Source organism: Nocardioides sp. LML1-1-1.1 (assembly GCF_040676175.1).
Taxonomy (GTDB): domain Bacteria; phylum Actinomycetota; class Actinomycetes; order Propionibacteriales; family Nocardioidaceae; genus Nocardioides.
The window spans coordinates 752,140-777,282 of record NZ_JBEGHK010000002.1; the positions used below are offsets into that span (position 1 = coordinate 752,140).

Annotated in this window: 25 protein-coding genes; 10 read left to right on the forward strand and 15 right to left on the reverse strand. The window is 73.5% G+C overall.

Annotated features, from left to right (window positions below):
• The first annotated feature begins 233 nt into the window (after positions 1-233).
• Entirely contained in the window at positions 234-563 is a 330-nt protein-coding gene (locus tag MRBLML1_RS10430) for a hypothetical protein (protein ID WP_364515251.1), read from the forward strand.
• A 154-nt stretch (positions 564-717) separates the two neighbouring features.
• Here the strand turns inward: MRBLML1_RS10430 and MRBLML1_RS10435 are convergent, their stop codons facing one another.
• A complete protein-coding gene (locus tag MRBLML1_RS10435; RefSeq protein ID WP_364515254.1) occupies positions 718-1,104 on the reverse strand; it encodes a LysM peptidoglycan-binding domain-containing protein in 387 nt (128 codons plus the stop codon).
• Between the two features lie 283 nt (positions 1,105-1,387).
• Between MRBLML1_RS10435 and lexA the strand changes: the two genes are divergently transcribed.
• Positions 1,388-2,113, forward strand: a complete 726-nt coding sequence (gene lexA, locus MRBLML1_RS10440; protein WP_364515257.1) for a transcriptional repressor LexA — start codon at positions 1,388-1,390, stop codon at positions 2,111-2,113.
• Positions 2,114-2,183: 70 nt separating this feature from the next.
• A complete protein-coding gene (locus MRBLML1_RS10445; RefSeq protein WP_364515260.1) occupies positions 2,184-3,812 on the forward strand; it encodes an MXAN_6640 family putative metalloprotease in 1,629 nt (542 codons plus the stop codon).
• Here MRBLML1_RS10445 and MRBLML1_RS10450 read toward each other — a convergent pair.
• From MRBLML1_RS10450 to MRBLML1_RS10460, 3 genes are all read right to left on the reverse strand, one after another.
• On the reverse strand, positions 3,793-5,757 hold the full coding sequence (locus MRBLML1_RS10450; protein WP_364515263.1) for an ATP-dependent DNA helicase: 1,965 nt from the start codon (positions 5,755-5,757) through the stop codon (positions 3,793-3,795). The genes MRBLML1_RS10445 and MRBLML1_RS10450 overlap by 20 nt on opposite strands.
• An 82-nt stretch (positions 5,758-5,839) precedes the next feature.
• Positions 5,840-6,643: an LLM class flavin-dependent oxidoreductase gene (locus MRBLML1_RS10455; protein ID WP_364515266.1), complete on the reverse strand. Its 804-nt coding sequence runs from the start codon at positions 6,641-6,643 to the stop codon at positions 5,840-5,842.
• On the reverse strand, positions 6,640-7,458 hold the full coding sequence (locus tag MRBLML1_RS10460) for an alpha/beta fold hydrolase (protein WP_364515269.1): 819 nt from the start codon (positions 7,456-7,458) through the stop codon (positions 6,640-6,642). The genes MRBLML1_RS10455 and MRBLML1_RS10460 overlap by 4 nt, the downstream gene beginning before the upstream one ends.
• 71 nt (positions 7,459-7,529) lie before the next feature.
• On the opposite strand from MRBLML1_RS10460, the gene MRBLML1_RS10465 reads away from it, so the two are divergent.
• The gene (locus tag MRBLML1_RS10465) at positions 7,530-8,432 is read left to right on the forward strand and encodes a LysR family transcriptional regulator (protein WP_364515272.1); all 903 of its coding nucleotides are present in this window, start codon (positions 7,530-7,532) and stop codon (positions 8,430-8,432) included.
• Here MRBLML1_RS10465 and MRBLML1_RS10470 read toward each other — a convergent pair.
• Together MRBLML1_RS10470 and hflX are read right to left on the reverse strand one after the other, a co-directional pair.
• Positions 8,404-9,105, reverse strand: coding sequence for an SGNH/GDSL hydrolase family protein (locus MRBLML1_RS10470; protein WP_364515275.1), 702 nt, complete (start codon positions 9,103-9,105; stop codon positions 8,404-8,406). The genes MRBLML1_RS10465 and MRBLML1_RS10470 overlap by 29 nt on opposite strands.
• 49 nt (positions 9,106-9,154) lie before the next feature.
• Positions 9,155-10,675 carry a GTPase HflX gene (gene hflX / locus MRBLML1_RS10475; RefSeq protein WP_364515278.1) on the reverse strand — a complete coding sequence of 507 codons (1,521 nt, stop codon included), beginning with the start codon at positions 10,673-10,675 and terminating at the stop codon, positions 9,155-9,157.
• A gap of 93 nt (positions 10,676-10,768) precedes the next feature.
• Here hflX and MRBLML1_RS10480 point away from each other — a divergent pair, with 93 nt between their 5' ends.
• Entirely contained in the window at positions 10,769-11,362 is a 594-nt protein-coding gene (locus MRBLML1_RS10480; RefSeq protein ID WP_364515281.1) for a hypothetical protein, read from the forward strand.
• A gap of 11 nt (positions 11,363-11,373) precedes the next feature.
• Here the strand turns inward: MRBLML1_RS10480 and MRBLML1_RS10485 are convergent, their stop codons facing one another.
• The 4 genes from MRBLML1_RS10485 to dapF all read right to left on the reverse strand — a co-directional run bounded on the left by MRBLML1_RS10485 (position 11,374) and on the right by dapF (position 15,837).
• A complete protein-coding gene (locus MRBLML1_RS10485; protein WP_364515283.1) occupies positions 11,374-12,039 on the reverse strand; it encodes a hypothetical protein in 666 nt (221 codons plus the stop codon).
• A gap of 450 nt (positions 12,040-12,489) precedes the next feature.
• Positions 12,490-14,100, reverse strand: a complete 1,611-nt coding sequence (locus MRBLML1_RS10490) for an alkaline phosphatase D family protein (RefSeq protein WP_364515286.1) — start codon at positions 14,098-14,100, stop codon at positions 12,490-12,492.
• Between the two features lie 82 nt (positions 14,101-14,182).
• Positions 14,183-14,959 carry an SDR family NAD(P)-dependent oxidoreductase gene (locus MRBLML1_RS10495; RefSeq protein ID WP_364515289.1) on the reverse strand — a complete coding sequence of 259 codons (777 nt, stop codon included), beginning with the start codon at positions 14,957-14,959 and terminating at the stop codon, positions 14,183-14,185.
• A 50-nt stretch (positions 14,960-15,009) separates the two neighbouring features.
• A complete protein-coding gene (dapF, locus tag MRBLML1_RS10500) occupies positions 15,010-15,837 on the reverse strand; it encodes a diaminopimelate epimerase (RefSeq protein WP_364515292.1) in 828 nt (275 codons plus the stop codon).
• 91 nt (positions 15,838-15,928) lie between these two features.
• Between dapF and MRBLML1_RS10505 the strand changes: the two genes are divergently transcribed.
• Positions 15,929-16,558, forward strand: a complete 630-nt coding sequence (locus MRBLML1_RS10505) for a hypothetical protein (RefSeq protein WP_364515295.1) — start codon at positions 15,929-15,931, stop codon at positions 16,556-16,558.
• On the opposite strand, the gene MRBLML1_RS10510 is transcribed toward MRBLML1_RS10505, so the two are convergent.
• Genes MRBLML1_RS10510 through MRBLML1_RS10525 form a run of 4 tightly spaced genes read right to left on the reverse strand, consistent with a single transcriptional unit; the run spans position 16,549 to position 20,509 of the window.
• Positions 16,549-17,175 (reverse strand): MSMEG_1061 family FMN-dependent PPOX-type flavoprotein, encoded by a 627-nt coding sequence (locus tag MRBLML1_RS10510; protein WP_364515297.1) that lies wholly within the window; start codon positions 17,173-17,175, stop codon positions 16,549-16,551. The two genes, MRBLML1_RS10505 and MRBLML1_RS10510, sit on opposite strands and share 10 nt — an antisense overlap.
• The gene (gene ggt, locus MRBLML1_RS10515) at positions 17,172-18,995 is read right to left on the reverse strand and encodes a gamma-glutamyltransferase (RefSeq protein ID WP_364515299.1); all 1,824 of its coding nucleotides are present in this window, start codon (positions 18,993-18,995) and stop codon (positions 17,172-17,174) included. Before ggt ends, MRBLML1_RS10510 begins: the two co-directional genes overlap by 4 nt.
• A 45-nt stretch (positions 18,996-19,040) precedes the next feature.
• Positions 19,041-19,598, reverse strand: coding sequence for a dihydrofolate reductase family protein (locus tag MRBLML1_RS10520; protein ID WP_364515301.1), 558 nt, complete (start codon positions 19,596-19,598; stop codon positions 19,041-19,043).
• Complete coding sequence (locus MRBLML1_RS10525) at positions 19,595-20,509, reverse strand: helix-turn-helix domain-containing protein (RefSeq protein ID WP_364515304.1); 915 nt, start codon at positions 20,507-20,509, stop codon at positions 19,595-19,597. The genes MRBLML1_RS10520 and MRBLML1_RS10525 overlap by 4 nt, the downstream gene beginning before the upstream one ends.
• 97 nt (positions 20,510-20,606) lie before the next feature.
• Here MRBLML1_RS10525 and MRBLML1_RS10530 point away from each other — a divergent pair, with 97 nt between their 5' ends.
• Both MRBLML1_RS10530 and MRBLML1_RS10535 read left to right on the forward strand, forming a co-directional pair.
• Positions 20,607-21,941: a hypothetical protein gene (locus MRBLML1_RS10530; RefSeq protein ID WP_364515307.1), complete on the forward strand. Its 1,335-nt coding sequence runs from the start codon at positions 20,607-20,609 to the stop codon at positions 21,939-21,941.
• 30 nt (positions 21,942-21,971) lie between these two features.
• The gene (locus MRBLML1_RS10535; protein ID WP_364515310.1) at positions 21,972-23,399 is read left to right on the forward strand and encodes a phytoene desaturase family protein; all 1,428 of its coding nucleotides are present in this window, start codon (positions 21,972-21,974) and stop codon (positions 23,397-23,399) included.
• On the opposite strand, the gene miaA is transcribed toward MRBLML1_RS10535, so the two are convergent.
• Positions 23,396-24,331, reverse strand: coding sequence for a tRNA (adenosine(37)-N6)-dimethylallyltransferase MiaA (gene miaA / locus MRBLML1_RS10540; protein WP_364515313.1), 936 nt, complete (start codon positions 24,329-24,331; stop codon positions 23,396-23,398). The genes MRBLML1_RS10535 and miaA overlap by 4 nt on opposite strands.
• A gap of 70 nt (positions 24,332-24,401) precedes the next feature.
• Between miaA and MRBLML1_RS10545 the strand changes: the two genes are divergently transcribed.
• Positions 24,402-24,605 (forward strand): antitoxin, encoded by a 204-nt coding sequence (locus MRBLML1_RS10545; protein WP_364515316.1) that lies wholly within the window; start codon positions 24,402-24,404, stop codon positions 24,603-24,605.
• 31 nt (positions 24,606-24,636) lie between these two features.
• Complete coding sequence (locus MRBLML1_RS10550; RefSeq protein ID WP_364515319.1) at positions 24,637-25,116, forward strand: NUDIX hydrolase; 480 nt, start codon at positions 24,637-24,639, stop codon at positions 25,114-25,116.
• Positions 25,117-25,143: the final 27 nt, after the last annotated feature.

Below are 25,143 nucleotides of genomic sequence, written 5' to 3' on the forward strand. Positions count from 1 at the left end.
ACCACCACAGGTGCAAGACCGGGATCCGGGCAGATCTCGGTAGGTCCCACTCCGGGCACGTTTGCGCAGGTCACCGGCCCAGAACTGCTTCCGAAGAGGTCAACAACGCGGCGTGTCGAGGCCTTCCGCCCACCCGCCGGAAACCTCGGCCCACGCATCGGTCGCCGGCAGATCGCCGGCGGATTGCCGGGTTGCCCGCACGCCGCAACCACCCATCGGCCACAATGACCGCCGTGACAGGAGGAAAGCGCGCAGGCGATCGCACCAAGGCGCGATTCCGTCCTGACCTGCTCGCCCTCGCGGTCGGCATCACCCTCGCCCTCGTGGCGTGGGGGTACCTCGTCCTCGCCGCCATCGACTTCGGCGCCACCGCCCGCCACGACGGCAAGGCGAGCGCCTGGGCGTTCCTCGCGATCGCGGCCATCGGCGGCATGCTGTGCCTCTTCCTGGCGTTCATGCTGGCCGTCCGGCTCTCGCGCGCCATCGGGCTGAGCGCGGCACCCGAGCCGAAGCCCAAGCGCGATCCGCACGCCCCCAAGGGCGGCAAGCGCGCCGCGCGCTGAGACTCCCCCGGCAGAACACCGCGCCGACCAGAGCCGGGCCCGGAAAGCGCGAAGGGCGGGAGCCGGCCGCAGCCGGGTCCCGCCCTCCGTCTTCCCCACTCCGCCGGGGTCGAAGCGGCGGAGAGCTGGTGGGCCGACGTCCGTCGGCGACGGATCAGTCGGTGGTGGGCACCCGGAGCTGCTGGCCGGCGTAGACCACCGAGCCGTCGAGGGTGTTGAGGTCCTGGATCCGCTCCATGGCCCCGCGCACGTCGTCGTCACTGCCGGCAGCCACGTCGCTGGCGATGTCCCACAGGGTCTCACCGGGGGCGACGGTGACGACGGTGACGGCGGTGGCGTCGCCGGCCTCGTGGGTGGCGGCCGAGCCGGCGGCCAGCCACACGGCGACGGCGGCGACCACGACGGAGGCGAGCAGGAACACGACCAGGCGGCCTCGGCGGGTGAGCCGGACCGAGCTCGAACGCCGGGCTGGCGTGGCGACCGGACGCGCGGTGGCGCGGGGGGCGGCGACGCGGTGCGGGGCGATGCTGATCGTGCTCATGGTGACCTCCGGGGGAAGGGGACGGAACCTGTCGAGGAGCTGTCTATCGAGGGGGTCCGACACAAAGGGTTCGACCAGACGTTCGATCGAACATGTGTACGAGGTTAGATCAGGTGTTCGAACAAATCCAGCACCGGTTCGAAATCCTGTTCGACGGCGTGTCGCCGACACGCCGTTCGAACAGGTGTTTGAAACCCCGCGCCGGGATCGGTTAGCGTCGGGGCACGAGCTCGGCCACCCTGCACGGGGCGGACGGCGACCCGATGCGAAGTGGAGGCACCCCATGGCGGAGCGCAAGGCAGGCCGCGGCGTCACCGAGCTGCCGGACGGCCCCCCGGACGCGACCGGCCTGACGCCGCGCCAGCAGCGGGTCCTGGCCCACATCAAGGACAGCATCGAGAAGCGGGGCTACCCGCCGAGCATGCGCGAGATCGGCCAGGCCGTCGGCCTCACCAGCACCTCCAGCGTGGCCCACCAGCTGCGCGTGCTGGAGGAGAAGGGCTACCTCAAGCGCGACCCCAACCGGCCGCGTGCGCTGGAGGTGTTCCTGCCCGAGGTGATGGCGGCCCGCAAGGCGATGGGCTCCGCCGAGGAGACGACGTACGACGAGACCGGCATCGGCGACGCGGCCCCGGTCCCGGCCAACGTGCCGGTCGTCGGGCGGATCGCCGCCGGTGGCCCGATCCTCGCCGAGGAGCGCGTCGAGGACGTCTTCCCGCTCCCCCGCCAGCTCGTGGGCGACGGCCAGCTGTTCCTCCTCGAGGTCAGCGGCGAGTCGATGATCGACGCCGCGATCTGCAACGGCGACTACGTCGTGATCCGCCAGCAGCCGACCGCCGAGAACGGTGAGATCGTCGCCGCGATGATCGACGGCGAGGCCACGGTGAAGACCTTCCAGCGCAAGGACGGCCGGACCTGGCTGCTCCCGCACAACCCGGCGTTCGAGCCGATCGACGGCACCCACGCCACGATCCTCGGCAAGGTCACCGCCGTCCTGCGCCGGGTCTGAGAGTTTCGTCGGGGGTCTGACGTATGGTCGGGGGGTTCGCCCCCCACCGATCGTTCGTAAGGGCTTCCCCATGACGTCACGCCGCGCCCGCTGGGCCGCGCTGTTCCTGTCCCTGCTCGCGGCTCTCCTGGTCGCGCCGGCGCTCGCCGTCCCCGCCCAGGCGGTGGGTGGTGACCCCGACGCCGACGCGGACAGCCCGCGCGAGGTCGCCGAGCAGGCCCTGGAGACCGTGCAGGACCTCGTCGAGGCGCCGGTCACCCCGGCCGACCCGGCGACGGGCAGCCCGGTCGACGGCAAGGACCTGACGCTGGCCCTGCGCGACCTGGCGGTGGCCCAGCACGCCCTGCCCAAGTCCAAGCGCACCGTCGCCGCGCGCCTGCTCGCGCGCCCCGACGACTCGGCCAGCGAGTGCTTCGCCGACGGCGACCTCGCCTGCTACGGCGCGCACCCGACCAAGCGCACCTGCAACGCCTTCGTCTGCGTGCACTGGGTGAGCGCCGGCACCAACGCCATCCCGACCGAGAACGACGGCGCCGGCGGCGCCTTCCCCGGCACCAGGGGCGGCCTGCCGGACTACGTCGAGTTCACCCTCACCACGATGACCCAGATCGCGGTCACCTACGCCCGCGCGGGCTACAAGAAGCCGGTCTCCGACGGCACCGCGGGCGGCTCCTCGCTGCCCGACGTCTACCTCGGCAACGTCGGCAACGCCGGCGTCTACGGCTACTGCACGACCGACCGCGAGGTGAAGGGCCACGTCGCGGCCCCGGCCTACTGCGTGCTCGACAACAACTACGCCGAGTTCGGCATCGCCCCGCGCTCGGCGCTGCGGGTGACGGCGGCCCACGAGTACTTCCACGCGGTCCAGTTCGCCTACGACGTCAACGAGGACGCCTGGATCATGGAGGCCACGGCCAGCTGGGTCGAGGACGAGATGTACGACGGCATCAACGACAACCGCTCCTACCTGCCCTACGGTCCGCTGGGCCGGCCCTCGCAGGCGCTCGACGCGTTCAGCGACCAGGGCGCGGAGCCCTACGGCAGCTGGATCTTCTTCCGCTACCTCAGCGAGCGCTTCCCCGCCTCCACCGCGGGACTGCCGACGATCGTGCTCGACATCTGGCGCCGGCTCGGCTCCGGTGGCTCGACCGACACCGGCAACGTCTACTCCCTGCAGGGCCTGAGCGGCGCGCTCGCCGCGCGCGGCACCAACATCACCGCGCAGCTGGCGTGGTTCGCGGTGTGGAACCGCCGGCCGGGTGTCTACGAGGAGGGCTCGGCCTACCGCCCGGCTCCGGTGCGGCGCTCGTTCTCGCTGACGTCGGCGACCCGCACCGCGAACGCGGTCTTCTCGCTGCCGCGCCTGTCCGCGGGCACCTACCGCTGGAACCGCGGCAAGGGCGCGGGCTCCAAGATCACCTTCGGCATCAACGTCAACAGCAAGGCCATCGGCGGGGCCGCGATCGTCACGATCAAGCGCAAGAACCGCAACCCCACGTCGACGTACCTGACGCTGAACGCCAACGGCGACCGGACGCTGAGCTACGCCTTCGGCAGCACCACCCAGTGGATCGAGGTCACCGTGGTCAGCGGCGACACCCGCTACCGCTGCTGGCAGGGCCAGGACTACCAGCACACCTGCCAGGGCACGCCGGTGGCGAGCGCGCTGCGCCAGGTGGTCACCGCGAAGGCGAGCTGAGCCGGCTCAGCGCCTGGCGGACCACCTGCGGGTCGGTCGTCGTCCACATGGGCGGCAGGCTGGCCTTGAGGAACGAGCCGTAGCGGGCGGTCGCCAGCCTCGGGTCGAGGACGGCGACCACCCCACGGTCGCTCGTGGTCCGGATCAGCCGCCCGGCGCCCTGCGCGAGCAGCAGCGCCGAGTGCGTCGCGGCGACCTGCATGAAGCCGTTGCCGCCGGCCTGGTCGGCGGCCTTCTGGCGCGCGCTCATCAGCGGGTCGTCGGGGCGCGGGAACGGGATCCGGTCGATGATGACCAGCTGACAGGTGTCGCCCGGCACGTCGAGCCCCTGCCAGAGGCCGAGCGTGCCGAACAGGCAGGTGTGCGGGTCCTCGACGAACTGCCGGGCCAGCTCGGGCAGCTGCGCCTCGCCCTGGGCCAGCGTGGTCAGGTGCGGCAGCGCCTTGCGGACGTGCTCGGCGGCGGCCTCCGCGGCCCGGCGGCTGGAGAAGAGCCCGAGGGTCCGGCCGTCGGCGGCGTCGACCAGCTCGGTGATCTCGTCGAGCTGGGCCGGGCCGAGGCCGTCGCGCCCGGGTGGCGGCAGGTGGCGGGCGACGTAGAGGATGCCCTGCTTGCCGTAGTCGAAGGGGCTGCCGACGTCGATGCCGCGCCACGGCTGCTCCTCGTCGGGCATCGGCTTGAGGCCGACGGTGCGGGCGACGGCGTTGAAGTCGCCGCCGAGCATGAGCGTGGCCGAGGTCATCACCACGGTGTTGTCGGCGAGCAGCTTGTCGCGCACCTGCCCCCACACCTGCAGCGGCGCGATCGCCAGCGTCGGCGGCATCCGGTCGCTGCCCTCGGTGCGCCAGAGCACGTCGTGCTCGGAGCTGGCGGCCATCCGCTCGGCGGTCGCGAACACCTCCTGCACCATGCCCTTGGCCTGGGTCATCGCGGGATCGGGCTCCTGCCCGGACTTCGCGTCGGCCTTGGGGAACGCCGAGATGCAGGCCCGGGCCGCGTCGCGGACCAGCGCCAGCGCGTCGGCCAGGTCCTCCGGCAGCCGCTCGAAGCGGCCGGCCGGTGCGTCGGCGACCGCGGCCCGCAGCGCATCACCCGCGTCGGCGAGGTCGTCGGCCTCGTTGCCCTCGACGTGGCGCACGCTGCGCCGCGCGGCCCGCTCGACCTCGGCGGCCCACAGCTCGTCGGTGGCGGCCTGGGTGACCCGGGCGGCGAGCTCATGCGCCTCGTCGATGACGACGGCGTCGTACTCCGGGATCATCGGGATGCCCTCGATCGCGTCGATCGCGAGCAGCGAGTGGTTGGTGACGATGAGGTGCGACTTGTGCGCCTTCTCCTTGGCGCGCTCGGCGAAGCACTCCTGGCCGAAGCGGCACTTGCTGGCACCCAGGCACTCGCGCGCGGAGACACTGACCTGGCGCCACTCCTTCTCGGTGTGCCGCGGGGCGTCGTCGCGCTCGCCGCTGCCGCCGTTCTCCGCGGCCGCCTCCGCCCACTTCCGCAGCTCGATCACCTTCGCGCCCATCGAGCCCTCGGGGACCTGGATCAGCTCGCCCTGCTCGTCGGGGGCCCCCTCGCGGATGCGGTGGAGGCAGGCGTAGTTGGAGCGCCCCTTGAGCACGGCGTACGACGCGTCGAGGCCCGGGGTGGTGCCGACCGCCTTGACCAGGCGGGGCAGGTCCCGCTCGACGAGCTGGTGCTGGAGCGCGAGGGTCGCGGTGGCGACCACGACCCGCTTGTCGTGGAGCAGCGCCGGGACGAGGTAGCCCAGCGACTTGCCGGTGCCGGTGCCGGCCTGGACGAGCAGGTGCTCCCGGTCGGCGAAGGCCTGCCCGACCGCCTCGGCCATCGTCACCTGGCCGGCGCGCTCCTGGCCGCCGAGGGCGGCCACCGCGGTCGCGAGGAGGTCGCGGACGGGCGTGGGGTCGGCGGCGGCTCGGGTGGTCACCGGGAAACCCTAGACGGCCCTGCCGACGCCGCGCCGCGCCCTCCACAGGCCACGCCCGCGCGGCCCTCCCGGCGCGCCCGGATCAGCGGTACGGGCCGGCTCGCACGATCCCGCGGACCTCGTCCGCGGTGATCCCCTCGGGGTCCACGTCCGTGAGCCACCAGGTCGTCCCCGCGGCCGCGAACGCCGCCAGGTCGGCCGACGGGGCGAGCGGCACCGCGACGTCGTACGGCGCCGTCGGGTCCGCACGCAGCCCGTCGATCGTGGCGACCGCCTCGGCCAGCTGGTCCGGGTGCTCGAGGTTGACCGGCACGAAGCCGTCGTGCCGTGCGGCGCGGCGCAGCGGGCGCTGGTAGCCGGGGAAGCCCGCGACCCAGACCGGCACCGTGCCGTGGACCGGGCGCGGCAGGAAACGGACGCCGTCGACCGTGTGGTGCTCGCCGCGGTGGCGGACCTCCTCCCCGGACCACGCAGCGGCGAGGACGGCGAGGCTCTCGTCGAGCATCGCGGCGCGGGCCCGGTCGTCGGTCTGCTCGCCGAAGCGTGAGAGCTCCTCGCCGAAGCGGTCGCTGCCGAGCCCCGCCCCGAGCACCAGGCGTCCCGCGCTCAACCGGTCGAGCGAGGCCGTCTGCCGGGCGAGGACGTGGGGCCGCCGCCGCGCGAGCGCGCTCACCATCGGCCCGATCCGGATCGTCGAGGTCGCGGCAGCGACCGCCGACAGCGTCACCCACGGGTCCGCGAGCGCCTCGACCGGCGCGCGCCAGCGCAGGTGGTCCCACACGAAGAAACCGTCCCAGCCGTGCTCCTCGGCCTCGACCGCGAGGCGCACCACCGCGGCGGGGTCGGCCAGCTCGTCGAAGAGGGGCACCCAGATCGCGGACCTCACGGCGCGCTCAGCTCCGTGAGCGCGCCGACGAACAGGTCCCACACCGGCGGCGCGACGTCGTGCCCGGACTGCGGGAGGACGACCAGGCGCGCGCCGGGGATCGCGTCGCGCAGCGCCTCGCCGTGGGCCGGGGGGAACGCCGGGTCCAGCTCGCCCTGCACCACCAGGGTCGGGACCCGGACGTCGGCGAACCCGCCGTGCTCGGGCCCGGAGAAGTCCTGGGCGAAGTGGTTGACCAAGCTGGCGGCGATGTCGCTGGAGCGGGCGATGTCCGCGGTGGCGAGCGCCCGCACGGCGTCCTCGTCGAAGTGCGGCGAGGCGCCGGCGTAGGCGCGGGTGGCGGCGACGACGTACTCGACGACGGCGGCGTGGTCGGCGGGGTCCGGCTCGTCGGGGAAGACCGGCTCCCCCATCGGCAGCTCGCCGGTGGTCGTGCTGACCAGGGTGAGCGAGGCGACCCGGCCGGGGTGGTCGACGGCGAGGACGAGCGCGACGCCGCCCGACATCGAGCGGCCCACCACGTGGGCGCGGTCGACGCCGAGGGCGTCGAGGAGGCCCACGGCGTCGGCGGCGAGGTCGCGCAGGCCGTAGCCGGGCTCCCCGACCGGGAAGGTGGTGGAGCGGCCCGTGTCGCGCTGGTCGTAGCGGATGACGTACCGGCCCTCGCCGGCGATGCGGCGGCACAGCTCCTCCTCCCACCACAGCATCGAGGCGGAGGCGCCGTGGATGAGCAGGACGGCGGGGTCGGCGGGGTCGCCGAAGGTCTGGGCGCAGAGGGTGATGCCGTTGACGTCGTAGCAGGTCTCGGAGTTCATGACGATGACGCTAGATCGCGCAGTTCATCGTGAAAAACGATTGTTACTGATCAAGGTGTTCGGGTTCTACGATGACTCTCGTGTACGAGCTGCGCCACCTCAGAGCCCTCGACGCCATCGCCGCGGAGGGCACCTTCGCCCGCGCCGCGGCGCGGCTCGGCTACACCCAGTCCACCCTGAGCCAGCAGGTCGCCGCGCTGGAGCGCGCCGTCGGCGGTGCGGTCTTCGACCGGCCCGGTGGGCCGCGCCCGGTCCGGCTGACGCCGTTGGGCCGGCTCGTGCTCTCCTCCGGACGCGAGGTCCTCGGCCGCGTCGAGGAGGCGGCGCAGGCCGTCGAGCGCTTCCACGCCGGCGAGGGCCGGGTCGACGTCGGCACCTTCCAGACGGTGACCAACGTGCTCCTGCCCGGCGTCGTGCGGCGCCTGCGACAGGACCACCCGGGCTGCGACATCCGGTTGGTGGAGGACGAGGCGGCCGACCCCGACCTCGGCGACCTGGACGTGCTCTTCTTCGACCGGCCGGGGCCCGAGGACGTCGACAGCACGCTGGTCGTCGAGGACGAGCACGTCCTGGTCGCCCGCCCCGGCGACTTCGCCGGCCGCCGGGTGCCGGTCGAGCTGCTCGACGGCGCGCCCCTGGTCGCCCTGCCGCCGATCTGCGACCAGGCACTCGTCGTCGAGGCCCACCTCGCAGCGCACGGCGTACGCCCCCAGGTGGTGTTCCGCACCGCGGACAACCAGGCCGTGCTGTCGATGGTCCGTGCCGGCCTGGGCAGCGCGATCATGCCGGCGCTGTCGCTGGGCTGGCCGGAGCGGCCGCCGGGCATCGCGCTGCACCGCCTGCACCCGGCCCTGCCGCCTCGCCGGATCCACGCGCTGACCCGCGGCAGCCTCTCCCCGCTGGCCCGGGAGGTCGTCGCCACCGCCCGCGCGGTGGCGCGGGAGGTCAGGGCCGCCGGCGGGTGTCGCCCGTAGCCGCGCCGAGCAGCTCCTCGACCTTCGCCGCGACCACGTCGCCGAAGGCCCGCTGGCCCGCCGCGTCGGGGTGCACGCCGTCGTCGAGGAGGCTGAGGTCCACCCCCACCATCGACAGGTACGGCGTCCCGGACTCCGCCGTGAGCCGGGCCAGGGCCGCGTCCACCGCCACCCCGGTGCCGTCCGGCCGGTGCGGCACCACGGGCGGGCCGACCACGAGCGCGGGCGTGCCGCCGAGCGCGGCGAGCAGCCGGCGGTAGCCCGCCTCGACGTCCGCGACCGGCTGGTCGAAGTCGTTGAGGCCGCCCTCGACGACGACGAGCCGGGTGCCGGGGCGCAGGGAGCGCGGCAGGCGGGTCGCGTACGACCGGTCGCCGCACGCGCTCGCGCCGACGCTGAACCCGCTGCCGGAGAAGCCGTCGACGCGGACCCGGCCGGGCAGCCGGGTCGGCCAGGAGTCGGCGTAGGGCAGGCCGGCGCCGACCGAGTAGGAGTCGCCCACGACGAGCACCTCGGGGCCGCGGCCGGTGACCAGGGCCGCGCGGGCGTCGGCGCGCTCGGCGGTGAGCCCGCAGTGGTCGGTGCGCGCGCCGGCGCGCGCCCAGATCGTGCCCGTCACCGTGGCGGCGAGGAGCACGACGAGGGCAGCGAGAACGAGGCGGTGCCGAGTCACGGGGAGATCATCCGTCCTCCGGAGAGGATTCGCCGAAAAACCGCGGAACTCACACGGCGTAGACCGCGAGGTCGCCCGCCAGCGCCTCGGTCGCGCGGCCGGTGACGTGGGTGCCCTCGGCGGTGTGCTCCAGCGTGGTGATCTCGCCGTCCTTGTGGATCCGGTCGATGAGGTCGCCGCGCGCGTAGGGCACCAGCACCGTGAACTCCACCCGCGGGCGCGGCAGGTCGGCCTCGATCGCGGCGAGCGCCTCGGCGATGCCCTGGCCGGTGCGGGCGGAGACCGCCACCGCGTGCGGCTCGCGGCGCAGCACCCGGTCGACGACGAGCGGGTCGGCGGCGTCGACCTTGTTGATCACCACGAGCTCGGGGATCGAGCCGGCCTCGATGTCGGCAAGCACCTCGCGCACCGCGTTGAGCTGGCCCTCGGGGTCGGGGTGCGAGCCGTCGACGACGTGCACGATCAGGTCGGCGTCCGCGACCTCCTCCAGCGTCGAGCGGAACGCCTCGACCAGCTGGTGCGGCAGGTGCCGGACGAAGCCGACGGTGTCGCTCATGGTGTAGACGCGCCCGTCGCCGGTCTGGGTGCGGCGGGTGGTCGGGTCGAGCGTCGCGAACAGCGCGTCCTCGACGAGCACGCCCGCGCCGGTGAGCCGGTTGAGCAGGGAGGACTTGCCGGCGTTGGTGTAGCCCGCGATCGCGACCGAGGGCACCTCGTTGCGACGGCGCTCCTGGCGCTTGGTGTCGCGGGTGCCCTTCATCACCTTGAGCTCGCGGCGGAGCTTGGCGATCTTGTCGTTGATCCGGCGCCGGTCGGTCTCGATCTTGGTCTCACCGGGACCACGACCACCGATGCCGCCGCCGTCGGCGCCGACGCGGCCGCCGGCCTGGCGGGAGAGGTTGCCACCCCAGCCGCGCAGGCGCTGCTTCATGTAGCTCAGCTGGGCCAGCTCGACCTGCGCCTGGCCCTCCTTGGACTTCGCGTGCTGGGCGAAGATGTCGAGGATCAGCGCGGTCCGGTCGACCACCTTGACCTTGACCCGGTCCTCCAGGTTGCGCAGCTGGCTCGGCGCGAGCTCGCCGTCGCAGATCACGGTGTCGGCGCCGGTCGCCTCCACGATCTCGCGCAGGCCCTCCACCTTGCCGCGGCCGATGTACGTCGCCGGGTCGGGCGACTGCCGGCGCTGGTAGATCGCGTCGAGCACCTCCGAGCCCGCCGTCTCGGCGAGCAGGGCCAGCTCGGCCATGGCGTTCTCGACGTCCTGCTGGCTGCCCTCGGTCCACACCCCGACGAGCACGACCCGCTCCAGGCGGAGCTGGCGGTACTCGACCTCGGTGATGTCCTCGAGCTCGGTGCGCAGGCCGGCGACCCGGCGCAGCTCGTGGCGCTCGACGAGGTCGAGGTCGCCGGTGGTGGGGTCGGCGTCGGCGTACCCGGACACGAAGCCGTCGTCGGCGGCCTCGTCGTCAGCAGGGTCCTCGAGGTCGTCGACGAGGTCGTCGGGGTCGTCCCAGCCCTCGGTGGCACGGAGGGCGGCAGCGAGCGAGAAGTCTTCAGCGGAGTTCGTCATGAGCGTCGTCCAGCCTAACCACCCGCACCGACGGATGCTTCCCGTTTTCACGCCGGGGGGTAGCCCCGGCGCCCCTGCCGTCGTTGTGAGGGCATGCGTGCTCTGAAGCCGGGGGGCGAGAGCAGGTGGATCTGGTTCATCACGATCATCGCGGTCGGGTTGGGCATCTTCGCCTTCATCACCCGCCCCGGACCCACCCCTGACTCCGCCACCGACCCGACGGACCGCCCGGCAGCGACCGCCATGCCCTCGCCCAGCCCGCGGCCGAGCGAGCGGCCCACGCAGGACACCTCGCCGAGCGTCGAGCCGGTCGAGGCGACGCAGCCCGACGCGGCGTCGCTGGGCCTGCCGGACGGCGTCGCGCTGCCCGCCGGTCTCGGGGGCAGCGGCAGCGGGCGCTCCCTGCCGCGCACCACCTTGAAGATCCGGGTGTTCTCCACCGAGCCGCTCTACCGGGTCTCCTACATCATCCCGACCAGCGACGACCAGCGCTACGGGCAGGACGACGGCGTCGGCAGCTCCTGGTCGCACACCACCCGGGTTTGGGGGAAGCCGGACTACGCGGCGGTCTTCGTGCAGGCGTTCTGGCCGGGGGTCAAGGTGACCTGCGTGATCACCGTCGGGGGCCGGGAGACCGAGCGGCGCACGATCATCGGGCCGCAGGGCGCGATGTGGTGCCAGGGCTGATGGCCGCGACCTCAGCCGCTGAGCGGCGCTAGGTCTGGATCAGGATCGTCGGGCAGGAAGCGTGACTCGACCCTGTCAGCAACCGACTCGAGCAGAGCCCTGTTGCCCGCCAGCAAGGTGCTGTCGAGGTCAATGTCGGACAGGCCGTACCAGCTCCGGTCCTCAGGCCACCACTGATACGGACGCAAGGGCGGACGCCCTTCCGATACCCCCCGCGCGTCAGCCATCGCCTCCGCGACGAGGTCTTCCATGGTTCCCCGGAAGAGGAAGCACTCGCGCGGCCCTCGATAGGTAGGCAAGCCATCAAAGACCCGATAGTCCCCCCACCCGACCCACGCACCGATATAGATCGATCCAGCGGCAGGACCATCAGCACGACCGACGGGCAGTGTCTCGGCGAGGACCTTGACCTGCTCGACATCGAGCTGACGGCCCGGTGGCACGAGGATGCCGTCACGCAGCGAAGCACTGGGCGTGTTCCACTGGAGGTCGATGTCTCGCTCGCTCGCCTGGGTCTCCCACGAGACCGGCTCGGCGCCATTACCGAAAGGATGAAAGACACGCAGGATCGCTTCGAATCGCGCCGGTACCAACCGGCGAAGCCCCGGTCCCGAGGTGGTGGACGCCGAGGACACGAGCCAGTCAGCAGCTGCGGTGTCAATGGTCGATTCGAGCATCAAGCCACCGTCCCCCACACGATCAGTAATCGACGAACTGTTCAGCCCCGCAAGGATCACGAGTGAGCTTCCCGCTGTAACCAGCGGGGGAGATCTGGAGACCGGCTCCTGATCGCGACTTCACCTTAACGATCGCCTTCATCCTGTAGTCCTCGCTGGCGCACGGCGCGCTTGTCGAGACGGTGAGCTTGCGACCGGGCTTGACGTTGTCGAACGCACTCGCCGCGGGAGACCCAGGGACGGTGACCCACGATCCGTTGACCCGCTTCTCGAGCGAGGCGAAGACATCGACTCGGTAGATGGGCTTGTTCCAAGTCGGCGCCGCTACCGCGTTCATTCGACCACGGACATGGTGCGAGCCGTGGACGTAGTCAGCGAATCCTGCACAGGCTTCGACCTCGACTTTCGGACCACACGCGGAAAGCAGTCCGCCGATCGGAGGCATACGACCTAGACCGCCACCTCGTCCGGCTCGAGGGTCGTGTGCCACAGCACGAGGCCGCGGCCGTCGTACAGCCGGACGGTGAGCTGGCCGGTGGCGGCGATGTCGAGCTGGCCGATGTGCTGGTTGTCGGGCCGCGGCGCGATCTTGACCGCCAGCGGCTCGTCCTTGCCGTGGGTGAAGTGCACGAGCGGACCGAAGGTGCGGTCGAGCTCGGTCGGCTTGGGCGTGAACGGCGAGCAGTGCAGCGGCCCGGAGACGAACTCCCAGAACGGGTCGAAGTCGGTGTACGTCGCCCGGTCCGGTGAGTAGTGGTTGGCCGCGGTGTAGTGCACGTCCGCGGTGATCCACACGACGTTGCGGATGCGGTGCCGCTTGATGGCCGAGAGCACCCGGGCGATCTCCGGCTCGCGGCCCAGCGGCGGACCGTCGTCGCCGTTGGCGACGCCGTCGAGGTCGAAGGTCCGGCTGGCCGGGGCGGACAACGGCTGGTCGATGGAGATCACCTTCCAGGTCGCCGTCGAGCGGCGCAGGCCCTCGATCAGCCACGCCTCCTGGGTGGGTCCGAGCAGCCCGGCCTCGCCCTTGCGCCGCGCGGGGTCGGCGTCCGGGTTGGGGCCGCGCCAGCTGCGCATGTCCATCAGGAACAGGTCGAGGTGCTGGCCGCGGGGCACCTTGCGGTAGATCCGCAGGGGTGCGAAGCCGTCGCCGTCGGCGGGCACCAACCGCTCGACCGGCACCGGCTGGTACTCCTGCCAGGCCCGGCGCCCGCGCACCGCCAGCTGGTCGGCCGGCTGCCCGCTGTAGTGGTCGTCGTCGACCACCTCGCCGGGGTACCAGTTGTTGCAGGTCTCGTGGTCGTCCCACTGCACCACCGACGGTACGGCGGCGTGGAAGTCGCGCACGTTGTCGTCACGCAGCGAGTAGCGGTGCCGGCCGCGGAAGTTCGCGAGCGAGAGGGCCGGGGTGACGACGTCCTCGGTGACCTCGTTGCGCCAGGTGGTGCCGTCCTCGACGACCAGGTGGGACTCCGGCATCGGCTCGTCGGCGTAGATCGTGTCGCCGACGTGGACGAACAGGTCCGGCCGCAGGTCCAGCATGGTCCGGAAGGCCGTCATCCCGCCGCGGGAGCGGTCGATCCCCCAGCCCTGGCCGTTGACGTCGCCGGACCACACGATCGACTGGGCCGCCGCGTGGATCGGCGCGGTGCTGAAGGTGAGCGACTGGGGTGCGCTGCGCTCGCCCTCCGGTGTCTCGAACCAGACCTCGGCGGCGTACTCCCGCCCCGGGCCGAGGCCGGTCAGCCGCATCCGTGCGGTGAGGTCGGTGCGCGGGTCCGCCCAGGGACCGCGCAGCACCTGCACGCGGGGCCCGGTGCGCAGGCTGACCATCATCCGGCTCGGTACGACGGCGCGCGACCACAGCACGGCCGAGCTGGTCGTCACCTCGCCGCTGCGCACGCCGCTGGTCAGGTCGCGGCGCCGCTCGACGAGGCCGGGGAAGCCGCGCATCACCCCGAGCGCCGGGATCGAGGCGCCGGCGAGGCCGGCGACGATGGTGGAGCGGCGGCCCACGCGGAGCTCACCGAGCCGGGTCTGGTCGTCCCAGAGCAGCGTCACAGCCCCAGAAAAGCGCCGCGCGCCGACCGGCGAGGGATCGCCGGTCGACGCGCGGGTGAACCGATCGCGACGAGTTCGCTGCCTACTTCGGGGGCATCCGGATGCCGCCGTCGACGCGGATGACCTCGCCGTTCATGTAGGAGTTGGTCAGGCACTCGATCACCATCGAGGCCAGCTCGGCGCCGGTGCCGAGGCGCTTGGGGAAGAGCACGTTCTGGCCGAGGTTGGCCTTGAACGCCTCCGAGGCCTCGCCCTCGCCGTAGATCGGGGTGTCGATCAGGCCCGGGGCCACGGTGTTGAGCCGGATGCCGGAGGCGGAGAGGTCGCGGGCGACCGGGAGGGTCATCCCGACGACGCCGCCCTTGGACGCGGAGTACGACGCCTGGCCGATCTGGCCGTCGAAGGCGGCCACGCTGGCGAGGTTGACGATGGCACCGCGGGCGCCGTCCTCGTCGGGCTCGTTCTGGCTCATCACGGTGGCGGCCTGGCGGACGACGTCGAAGGTGCCGATCAGGTTGATCGCGATGACCTTGGTGAAGGCCTCCAGCGAGTGGGCGGACTCGAGCTGGCCGTCGCGGCCGATGGTGCGCTGGGCCCAGCCGATGCCGGCGGAGTTGACGACCGCGCGCAGCGGGGCGATCTCGGCGGCGGCCTTGACGGCGCCGGCGATCTGCTCGGTGTTGGTGACGTCGACCTGGGCGAAGACGCCGTTGATCTCGGCGGCAAGGGCCTCGCCCTTGTCGGCCTGGAGGTCGGCGACGACGACGGTTGCACCCTTGGCGGCGAGCTGGCGGGCGACGGCGGCGCCGATGCCCGAGGCCGCGCCGGTGACGATGGCGGAGGATCCGGTGAGTTCCATGCTCGGAGCATAGGGCGCCGGGGCCGACCGTGACAGCATCGGTGTCACTGTCAGAGATCCGTGGTGCCCTCCGCGACGACCACGGCGGGGCCGGCCATCAGGATCCGGTCGTCGGTCGTCCAGGTGATCCGCAGGGTGCCGCCCGGCAGGTCGACGCGGTAGTCGGTGTCCCGCGCCGCCTCGTCCGCCAGCGCGCTGGCCACCATCACCGCGCAGGCACCGGTGCCGCAGGAGCGGGTCTCGCCGGAGCCGCGCTCATGGACCCGCATCGCGACGTGGCGCGGCCCGCGTCGTACGACGAACTCGACGTTGACCCCGTGCGGGTAGACCACCGGGTCGTGCGTGGGCGCGTCGTAGAGGTGCCCGGCGTCGGCGAGGTCGTCGACGAAGGCCACCGCGTGCGGGTTGCCCATGTCCACGTGCAGGGCCGGCCAGGTCCGCTCCCCCACCGCGACCTCGGTCCGCTCCAGCACCTTCGGGATGCCCATGTCGACGGTGATCTCGCCGTCCACGGCGCCGCCGGCGAAGGTCAGCACCTTCACCCCGGCGCGGGTCGCGACCGGCACCGGCGCGGAGACGTCGACCAGCCCCTGCTGGGCGAGGTGACGCCCGAAGACGCGCACGCCGTTGCCGCACATCTCCGAGACCGAGCCGTCGGCGTTGCGGTAGTCCATGAACCACTCCGCGTCCTGCCCCGCCCCCGCGCCGATCGCGGCGGTGCGGACCACCCGGAGCACGCCGTCGGCACCGATGCCGGCGCGACGGTCGCACAGCGCGCGCACCCGCTCGGCGCCGAGGTCGCCGTGGACCGCGCCGTCGTGGTCGGGCAGCAGGACGAAGTCGTTCTCGGTGCCGTGGCCCTTGAGGAAGGCGTACACACCTCCAGCCTACGCATCCACCCGCGGGCGGACGGCCGGATCAACCGCCGGGCGGACGCCCTCGCGCCGCCGCGCGCCTAGCGTCGGGACCATGACCACGCACCGCCGCCTCGCCGCCGCCACGACCGTCCTGATCGCCGCCGTGCTCCTCGCCCCGAGCCTGCTGGCCCGCCTCCTCGTCCCCGGGTACGACGGTGTCGGCGCCCTGCGCGAGGGCCTGCCCGGCGCCTTCGCCCACGACGGGACGCTGGACCGCTCGGCCGACTGGTGGGCCGCCTTCCACGGCACGAAAGCGCTCCTCGCGGCGATCCTGCTGGCCGTGCTCGTGGTGGCGGCCCGGCGCACCCGCGGCCTGCCGCGCGGCGCGGTCCTCGGTCTCGCCGGGCTCGCGCTGGTGGTCGTCCTCGCCAACCTGCAGGGCCTGGTCGCGCCGGTCTCGTCGCTGCTCTCGATGCTGCCGGGCGAGGCGGCCCGGGCCGTGCTGGCGAGCGACGGGACGCCGGAGTTCGCGGCGCTGGTGGACGACTTCGCGACGTACCACCTCGCGATGGTGGTGCTCGCCGGCCTGAGCGCGCTCGCCCTGGCGGCGCTGGCGGTGCGCACCCGGCGCTGGGTGCCCGCGGTGGCCGCACTGGTGCTCGTCGTGGTGACCTACGCCAACATCACCACGGTCGCCGACCCGGGGCCGGCGCTGCGGGCCTTCCTCGCCGCTCAGCCGTAGAGGCGCTCGGCGTAGGACGGGCCGTAGTAGTCGTCCAGCTCCTCGACCGGCGTCTCCGGCCGCTCCAGCCGGTGGGCGAGCACCGCGCGGCGCGGGACCCGGCCGTCGGGGTCCCAGGTCTCCGGCTGCCACAGCTGCGAGCGCAGGAAGGCCTTCGCGCAGTGGAAGAAGACGGTCTCGATCTCCACCACGACCGCCAGCAGCGGCCGGTGGCCCTTGACGACCATCGCGTCGAAGAAGGGCGCGTCGCTGACCAGCCGGGCCCGGCCGTTGACGCGCAGGGTGTCGCCCCGGCCGGGGATGAGGAAGTTCAGCCCGACCTGGGGGTTGGCGAGGATGTTGCGGTAGCCGTCGGCTCGCCGGTTGCCGGGCCGCTCGGCGATCGCGAGGGTGTGCTCGTCGATGACGTGGACCAGGCTCCCGGCGGGGTCGCCCTTCGGGGAGACGTCGCAGCGCCCGTCGGCGTCGGCGGTCCCGAGGAAGCAGAACGGCGAGGCCGCGAGCCAGTCGCGGTCGACGTCGGTGAGCGCGGCGCGCTCCTTCGCGGCCGCCGCGGCGGTCGGCTCCCCGAGCAGGGCGGTCAGGGTCTCCTCGTCGGCGATCTCGGTCCAGGTCACCGTCTCAGGGTAGGCCGCACCACCCCGGCCGCGCCGCCCCCGCGGCGCGTGGGCTCCGCCACGGCCGTGAGCCGGCCGCCCGGCCCGATCTCGATCGCCTCGACCGCGCCGATCTCGGCGGCGCTCGTGCCGGGCGCCCCGGCGGCGCTGAGCGTGTGCCCGTACGCCGCCAGCGCGGCGCCGTAGGTGTCGATGAACGCCTGCTCCGCCGACACCGCGGCGGTGTTGCGCTGCGACGCGCGGGGCGCGGCCACGGCGGCGGGCAGGGACATGCCGCCGTCGAGCCGGTTGCGCAGCACCTGCAGCACCGTGGTGATGATCGTGGAGCCACCGGGCGAGCCGAGCGCCAGCACCGGCTTGCCGCCGCGCAGCAGGATCGTCGGCGACATCGAGCTGCGCGGACGCTTGCCCGGCTCGATCCGGTTCGGGTCGGCGGGGTCGTAGACGGTGGTGAAGTCGGTGAGCTCGTTGTTGAGCAGGAACCCCCGGTCCGGGACGACGATGCCCGAGCCACCGGTCTGCTCGATGGTCAGCGTGTAGGACACCACGTTGCCCCAGCGGTCGGCCGTCGTCAGGTGCGTCGTGGAGAGGTTCTCGGTGTCGCTGTCGGCCTTCCCGGGCGCGGGAGCGGCGTCGCACGCCCCGTCGTACGACGACACGTCGCCGGGTGCGAGCGGCTTGGTCGCGGCCTTCGCCGGGTCGACGAGGCAGGCCCGCTCCTTGGCGAAGGTGTCGTCGAGCAGGGCCCGCACCGGCACGTCGGTGAAGGCGGGGTCACCGACGTACGCGCCCCGGTCGGCGAAGGCGAGCGCGGAGGCCTCGAGGTACTGGTGCAGCGCGGCGATCGGCGTGGCCGCCGCCGGCAGCTGCTCGAGGATGTTGAGCGCCTCCCCGACCGTCGTGCCGCCGGAGGACGAGGGTGCCATGCCGTAGACGTCGTAGCCGCGGTAGCCCGTACGGGTCGGCTTCTGCACGAGCGCGCGGTAGCGCGCGAGGTCGGCGGTGGTCATCGTGCCGACCGGCACCGGCAGGTCGGTGGCACCGCTCAGCGGCGGGCGCTGGACGGTCGCGGCGACCTCCGCGCCGAGCCGGCCGCGGTAGAGCCAGCCGGTGCCACGCGCCCCGAGCTGGCGGTAGGTGCGGGCCAGGTCCGGGTTGCGGAAGGTGCTGCCGACGGCCGGCACACCGCCGCGCAGGAACAGGTCGGCGGAGCTGGTGAAGGTGCGGAACCGTTCGGCGTTCTCCCGGGTCTGCAGGGCGAACGTGTCGTCGACGCGGAAGCCGCGCTGGGCCAGCCGCGCGGCCGGCCGCAGGGCCTCGGCGAGCGAGAGCGTGCCCCAGCGGTCGAGCGCGGTCTCCCAGGTGGCCGGCGTGCCGGGGACGCCGACGGAGACGCCGCTGGTGACCAGGTCCGGTGTGAAGGGGTAGGGCTTGCCGGTCGCCGGGTCGACGAAGGAGTCGGGGGTGACGCCCGCCGGCGCGGTCTCGCGGCCGTCGATGGTGCTCACCTTGCGGCTGCGGGCGTCGTAGACGACGAAGTAGCCGCCACCCCCCACGCCCGCGCTGTAGGGCTCGGTCACGCCGAGGGCAGCGCCCGTCGCGACCGCCGCGTCCACCGCGTTGCCGCCACGGCGCAGCACCTCGAGGCCGACCGCGGTCGCGTCCGCGTCGACCGAGGTGACGGCGCCGCCGTAGCCGGTCGCGGTGGCGGTCTTCGCCGGCGGGCCGTGCGGGTGGGGGCGGGGCTTCGCGGGAGCGGGTCCCGCGGTCAGCGCGGTGGCGGTCGTGGCGACCACGACGAGGGTGAGGGTACGGCGCACGATGTCCTCCCGAGACAGTCCGATTCCTCCACCCTGTACCCCCTGTCAAGCGATCCGATCCTCCAGCAACGGTCCGTCCACGGCGTAGCGCGCGGTCACGAAGGCGCCGTTGGGCGCGGTCTCCAGCAGCCGCAGCTCCAGACGGCGCGGCAGCAGCGGGCGGCCGGCGCCCAGGGTGACCGGGGCGATCGAGACGACCACCTCGTCGAGCAGGCCCGCGTCGGCGAACTGCCCGGCGAGGTCGCCGCCACCGACCACCCACAGGCCCCGTTCCCCCGCCGCAGCCGTCAGCTCCGGGGCGAGGTCGGCGACCGGGCCCGTGGCGAAGCGGACGTCCGCGCCGTCGTACGACGGGAGGGTGCGGGTGGTCAGCACCCAGGTCGGCACGTCGTAGAACCAGGCCTCGCCGGTCTCCGCGAGGTGCGCGAGCACCCACTCGTAGGTGGTCGAGCCCATCACCAGCGCGCCGATGCCGCCGTAGAAGGCGTCGTAGTCCTGCGCCCCGCCCTTGTCCTGGGGCTGGCGCAGCAGCCAGGCGAGCGAGTCGTCGGGGTCGGCGATGAAGCCGTCGAGCGTGGTCGCGGTGTAGTAGGTCGTGGTCATCGGGCCTCTCCTCGTTGCTCGTGCAGCCAGTTGATCGGGTCGCCGTCGTCGGCACTCACGCCGGCCAGGCGCAGCAGGTGGCGGGCGAGCTGGCGCCGGTGGGCGGCGTAGGTCAGCACGTGGGTGATCACGCTGCCGAGCTGGAAGCTCTCCGGCGGCTCGCACAGCGCGTCGACGAGCAGGTCGTCCCAGCCACCGCGGCGGTCCACGTCGCGCACGAACGCCAGCCAGCGCGGCGCGACCGCCTCGTGCCGGGCGACGAGGTCGGCGACCGTCACGTCCGCCGGGCGCTCGGGGGCGGCCCCGCCCTCGATCGCCGCGAGCCACACCTCCTTGGTGCCGACGTGGTGCTCCAGGACCGCGGCCACGGACTCCTCGGGCCCCTCCCAGGAAGTCACCTCGTGCCCGGGCAGCCGGGGCGCGAGGAAGTCCTCGCGGCTGAGCCCTTTCGCCAGGTCCAGCAGGACCCGGGTGTCGTCGAGGTCGTGCCGGACGAGCTGGTCGGTCAGCGGGCTCATCGTCTGCTCCGTGCTGTGCACCCACAGGCTGGTGGGCGGATGGAAGTGGATGCCGTTCGCGGCCGGCAGCCAGGTGTGCGTGTCCTGGCCCGACGTCTCGCTCGGCGGGTGCCCGTAGGCCCGGCTGAACGCGCGGCTGAAGCCTTCGAGGGACTCGTAGCCCGCCTCCCAGGCGGCATCCGTCACGCTCGTGCCCTGGCGCAGCCGCCACGCCGCCCGTTCCAGCAGCACCCGCCGCCGTAGCGCCACCGGCGCCTCGCCGGCGTCGCGGGAGAGCACCCGGGACAGGTGGTACGGCGAGGCGTAGGCGTCCTGCGCCATCGCGCCCAGCGTGTGGTTGTCCTCGGCGAGCACCGCGTCGAGGAGCTCGCGGAGGCGGTCACGGCCGGTCATGACGTCATCCTCGCGTGATTCGCCGCGATGTCGCTTGACCCTTCTTGGCCTCTCGACCCGTCCTACAGTCAGGAAGGCTCATCGAGGGAGGAACACCATGAGACGTCTCGGACTCCTCGCCCTGCCGCTGGCGGGCGCGCTCGTGCTGGGAGGGGCGCCGGCGGTCGCCGAGCCCATCGTGCCCGGGCCGGGTGTCCCGCTGGCGCGCTCCGGCACGCTCGTCGACGCCGGCTTCAACAGCTTCTACGAGTCCGGGCCCAGCGTCGTCGCCGTCGACACCGCCGGCACCCGGATCGTCGCCTCGCAGGACGGCCGGATCCAGGAGCGCCGCGCCGGCGGGTCGTGGAGCGCGCCGCGGGCTCTGCCCGGAGCCGGCACGATCGCCGACCTCCAGGTGGCGTCCGGCCGGCCCGGCACCGCGCTCGCGGCGTACGTCCGCACCTCGGGCTACGGCAAGCCGCGGGCCCTGCTCGCGCAGGTGCGCGGCCCGAGCCGGACCTGGTCCGCGCCGTACGCACTGACGAAGCCGGCCTCTGGCGCCCGCTTCGACGTCCAGGTCCTCAGCAACGAGGACGGCGACCACGCCGTGGTGTGGGCCCGGTCGGACCTCTCCCGCCCGCAGCTCCACACCTCCATCCGCCTGCGCGGCGACCGCTGGCGCACGACGTCGCTCGGGCCGCTGGTGGGCGGCTTCACCGCGGCGATGGACGCCAGCGGGGCCGTCTACGTCGCCCGCGAGTACGGGCCCGGGAACGACCCCACGTCGGTCGTGCGCAGGGTCAAGCGTCCCGGGCGGGCGCCCGGCGCGGCGGTGGTCCTGCCCACCCGGGGGTCCCGGTACTGGACCTACCTCGTCGAGCGGACCGGCCGGCAGACCCTGGTCGTCAACGACCACGAGCGGCCGGCGCGGGTGCTGCGCCAGGAGACACTCGGCGGGCCGCTCGTCACGGTCTGGAGCGAGCCGTACGCCTGGGTCCGCGCGGCCGTCGGCGGCGGTCGCCTCCGTCTGGTGCGGCAGAGGTGGACCGAGAGCGGCACCAGCGCGGCGTGGACCCAGGTGGTGCGCCCCCGGCCCGGGCCGGCCGTCGCACTGGGCGAGGTCTACGTGGCCCGGCCCTTCATGGACGCCCACGGCCGCGGGGTGATCCTCTCCGGGCGCGACGACCGGGTCGAGCCGGGTCAGCCGCTGGACGACATCGACACCGTGTGGGCCCGCTCGTTCACCGACTCCGGGATGCGGGCGCCGTTCCGGGTCGCCGGCGAGCCCGCGGGCTACCCGGAGGAGGGTCTCGGCATCTGGTGGGACGGCTGGAACGCCACCGACGGGCACCAGCTCCTGGTGACCTACAGCCCGCATGCCAACCAGCCCGAGCAGGAGGGCGGCGGCATGCCGTACGAGACGCAGCTGTGGTCGACCCAGGTCAAGCGTTGAGGACCCGACCCGCCGGGTAACGTCGCTGGCGTGACCACCGCCGTCGTCGTCGGCAGCGGCCCCAACGGACTCGCCGGGGCCATCCGGCTCGCCCGAGCCGGGCTCGAGGTGACCGTCCTGGAGGCCTACGACCGGCCCGGCGGCGGCACCCGCACCAGTGAGCTCACGCTGCCCGGCGTGCTCCACGACGACTGCGCCGCCTTCCACCCGACCGGCGTCGCCTCGCCGTGGTTCGCCGCGCTCGGGCTGGAGCGGCACGGCCTGCACTGGCGCTGGCCCGAGATCGACCTCGCCCATCCGCTGGACGACGGCCGGGCCGGGGTCGCCACCCGCGACATGGCCGCCACCGTGGCCTCCCTCGGCCGCGACGGGGCGCGCTGGGAGCGGATCTTCTCCCCGATCGTGCGGCGCTTCGACGAGCTCATGGACGAGGTCCTCCAGCCCGTCGTCCACCTGCCGCGGCACCCGCTCGTTCTCGGCCGGTTCGGGGTGAAGGCACTGCTGCCCGCCACCTGGGGCGCGCTCCGCTTCCACGACGACCCGGCCCGCGCGCTCTTCACCGGCGTCGCCGCGCACGCCTTCCACCGCCTCGACACCCCGCTCAGCAGCGCGGTCGGGCTGATGCTCACCGGCACCGCGCACGCCGTCGGCTGGCCGGTCGCCGAGGGTGGCTCGGAGTCGATCACCCGGGCCCTGGTGGCCGAGCTCGCCGAGCACGGCGGCACCGTGCGCACGGGGGTCCACGTGCGCTCGCTCGACGAGCTGCGCGAGCACGTCGGAGGCGCCCCGGACGTGGTGCTCCTCGACACCGCACCGAAGGGCGCGCTGCAGATCGTCGGCGACCGTCTGCCCGCGCGGGTACGACGGGCGCTGGAGCGCTACTCCTACGGACCCGCCGCGTTCAAGGTCGACCTCGCCATCGAGGGCGACATCCCGTGGACCAACCCGGACGTCGGCCGCGCCGGCACCGTCCACCTCGGCGGCACCGCCGCACAGGTCGCCGCGGTCGAGCTCGCGACCTACCGCGGGCAGATGCCCGAGCGACCCTTCGTCCTGCTCGGGCAGCAGTACCTCGCCGACCCGACCCGCTCCTCCGCGGCTGCCAACCCGGTCTACGCCTACGCGCACGTGCCCCGCGGCTACGACGGCGACGCCACCGACGCCGTGGTCGACCAGGTCGAGCGCTTCGCCCCCGGCTTCCGCGACCGGATCCTCGCCGTCTCCACCCGCCGGCCCGGCGACTGGGAGGCCTACAACCCCAACTACGTCGGTGGCGACATCGCCGCCGGCGCCAACACCGCGCTGCAGGTCGCCTTCCGGCCGCGTCCGGCGCTGGATCCCTACGCGCTCGGCGTCGACGGGGTCTACCTCTGCTCGGCGGCGACCCCGCCCGGCGCGGGCGTGCACGGGATGGGCGGTTTCCATGCCGCGGAGGCAGCCCTCCGCCGGCTGCGCTAGCCGGCGACCCGTCCGACCGCGGCCAGCGCCTGCGCGACCCGGTCCGGGTCGTCGTACCGCACCCAGGTGATGCGGGGGTCGTCCTTCCACCACGCCATCTGGCGCCGGGCGAACTGTCGGGTCGCGATCACCGTCCGCTCGATCGCCTCGGCCACGGTCATCTCGCCGTCGAGCACCGCCGCGGCCTGGCGGTAGCCGATCGCGGCGGACGCCGTGCGCCCCTCGGCGAGGCCGTCGGCGCGCAGCGCCACCACCTCGTCGAGCAGCCCGCCGTCGAACATCTGCCGCACCCGCTGGGTGATCCGCTCCTCCAGCACGTCGCGCTCGATGGCGACGCCGACCTGCACGGTGGCCGGGTCGGCGTACTCCTGGACGGGGAGGGTGGCGCTGAACGGCTCACCGGTCACCTCGATCACCTCCAGCGCCCGTACGACGCGGCGGCCGTTCTCCGGCTCGATCCGCTCCGCCGCCGCCGGGTCCAGCCCGGCCAGCCGTGCGTGGAGGGCCGGCGAGCCGACCGTGTCGAGCTCGGCCTCGAGCCGCGCCCGGACGGCGGGATCGGTGCCGGGGAAGTCGAAGCGGTCCAGGATGGCGCGGGTGTAGAGCGCCGAGCCGCCCACCAGGACGGGGGTGGCACCGCGCCCGCGGATGTCGGCGATGGCGGCGCGCGCCCAGCGCTGGAAGTCCGCGACCGTGGCCGGCTCGCGGACCGTCAAGGTGTCGAGAAGGTGGTGCGGGATGCCGCGCCGCTCGGCGGGCGGGAGCTTCGCCGTACCGATGTCCATGCCGCGGTAGACCTGCATCGCGTCGGTGTTGACGACCTCGCCGCCGAGGGCCTGCGCGAGGTCGAGCGAGAGCTCGGTCTTGCCGCTCGCGGTGGGCCCCACGATCGTCACCACCGCAGGCGTGGACGTGGTGGCGCGGGCGGGCATGGCACTAGTGTGGCAAGGTGTTCCGCGCGGCCCGGTCCGGGTCGCGTCCATCAAGCAATGGGGGTTTCTCGTGGGCTTTCTCGACGACGCCAAGAACAAGCTGACCGACGCGGTCGACAGCCAGGGCGACAAGATCAGCGACGGTCTCGACAAGGCCGCCGACTTCGCCTCCGACAAGACCGGCGGCAAGTTCGACGACAAGATCGAGACCGGCGTGGACAAGGCCAAGGACGCGCTCGACGGCCTCGACGGCCAGGACGACGACATCAACTGACGTTCCGCGAACGTCAGCCTCGAGCACCTCGGTGACCGTCCAGGACCCCGCGACCGGGAAGACCCGCTTCGCGGTGGTCCCCGCGTCGTACGTCTACCTCCTGCGGGAGGGCGCGGCGGGCACCGAGGTGCTCCTGCAATTGCGGCACGGCACCGGCTACATGGACGGCCACTGGGCCGCCGCTGCCGGGCACGTCGAGCGTGGCGAGACCGCCGAGCAGGCCGCGCGCCGCGAGGTGCGCGAGGAGGTGGCGGTCGAGGACCTGGCGCTCACCTTCGCCACCGCGATGCAGCGCACCGCGCACGACCTGCCGATCGACGAGCGCGTCGACTTCTTCTTCACCGCCCGGTCGTGGCGCGGCGAGCCGCGCATCGTCGAGCCCACCAAGTGCGCGGACCTGCGCTGGTTCCCGCTCGACGCACTGCCCGAGCCGGTGGTGCCGCACGAGCGGTTCGTGCTCGACGGGCTGCGCACCGGCACGCTGCCCGCGCTGACCTCGTTCGGCTTCTGAGCCCGGTTGAACCGGACGCTGCCGGAT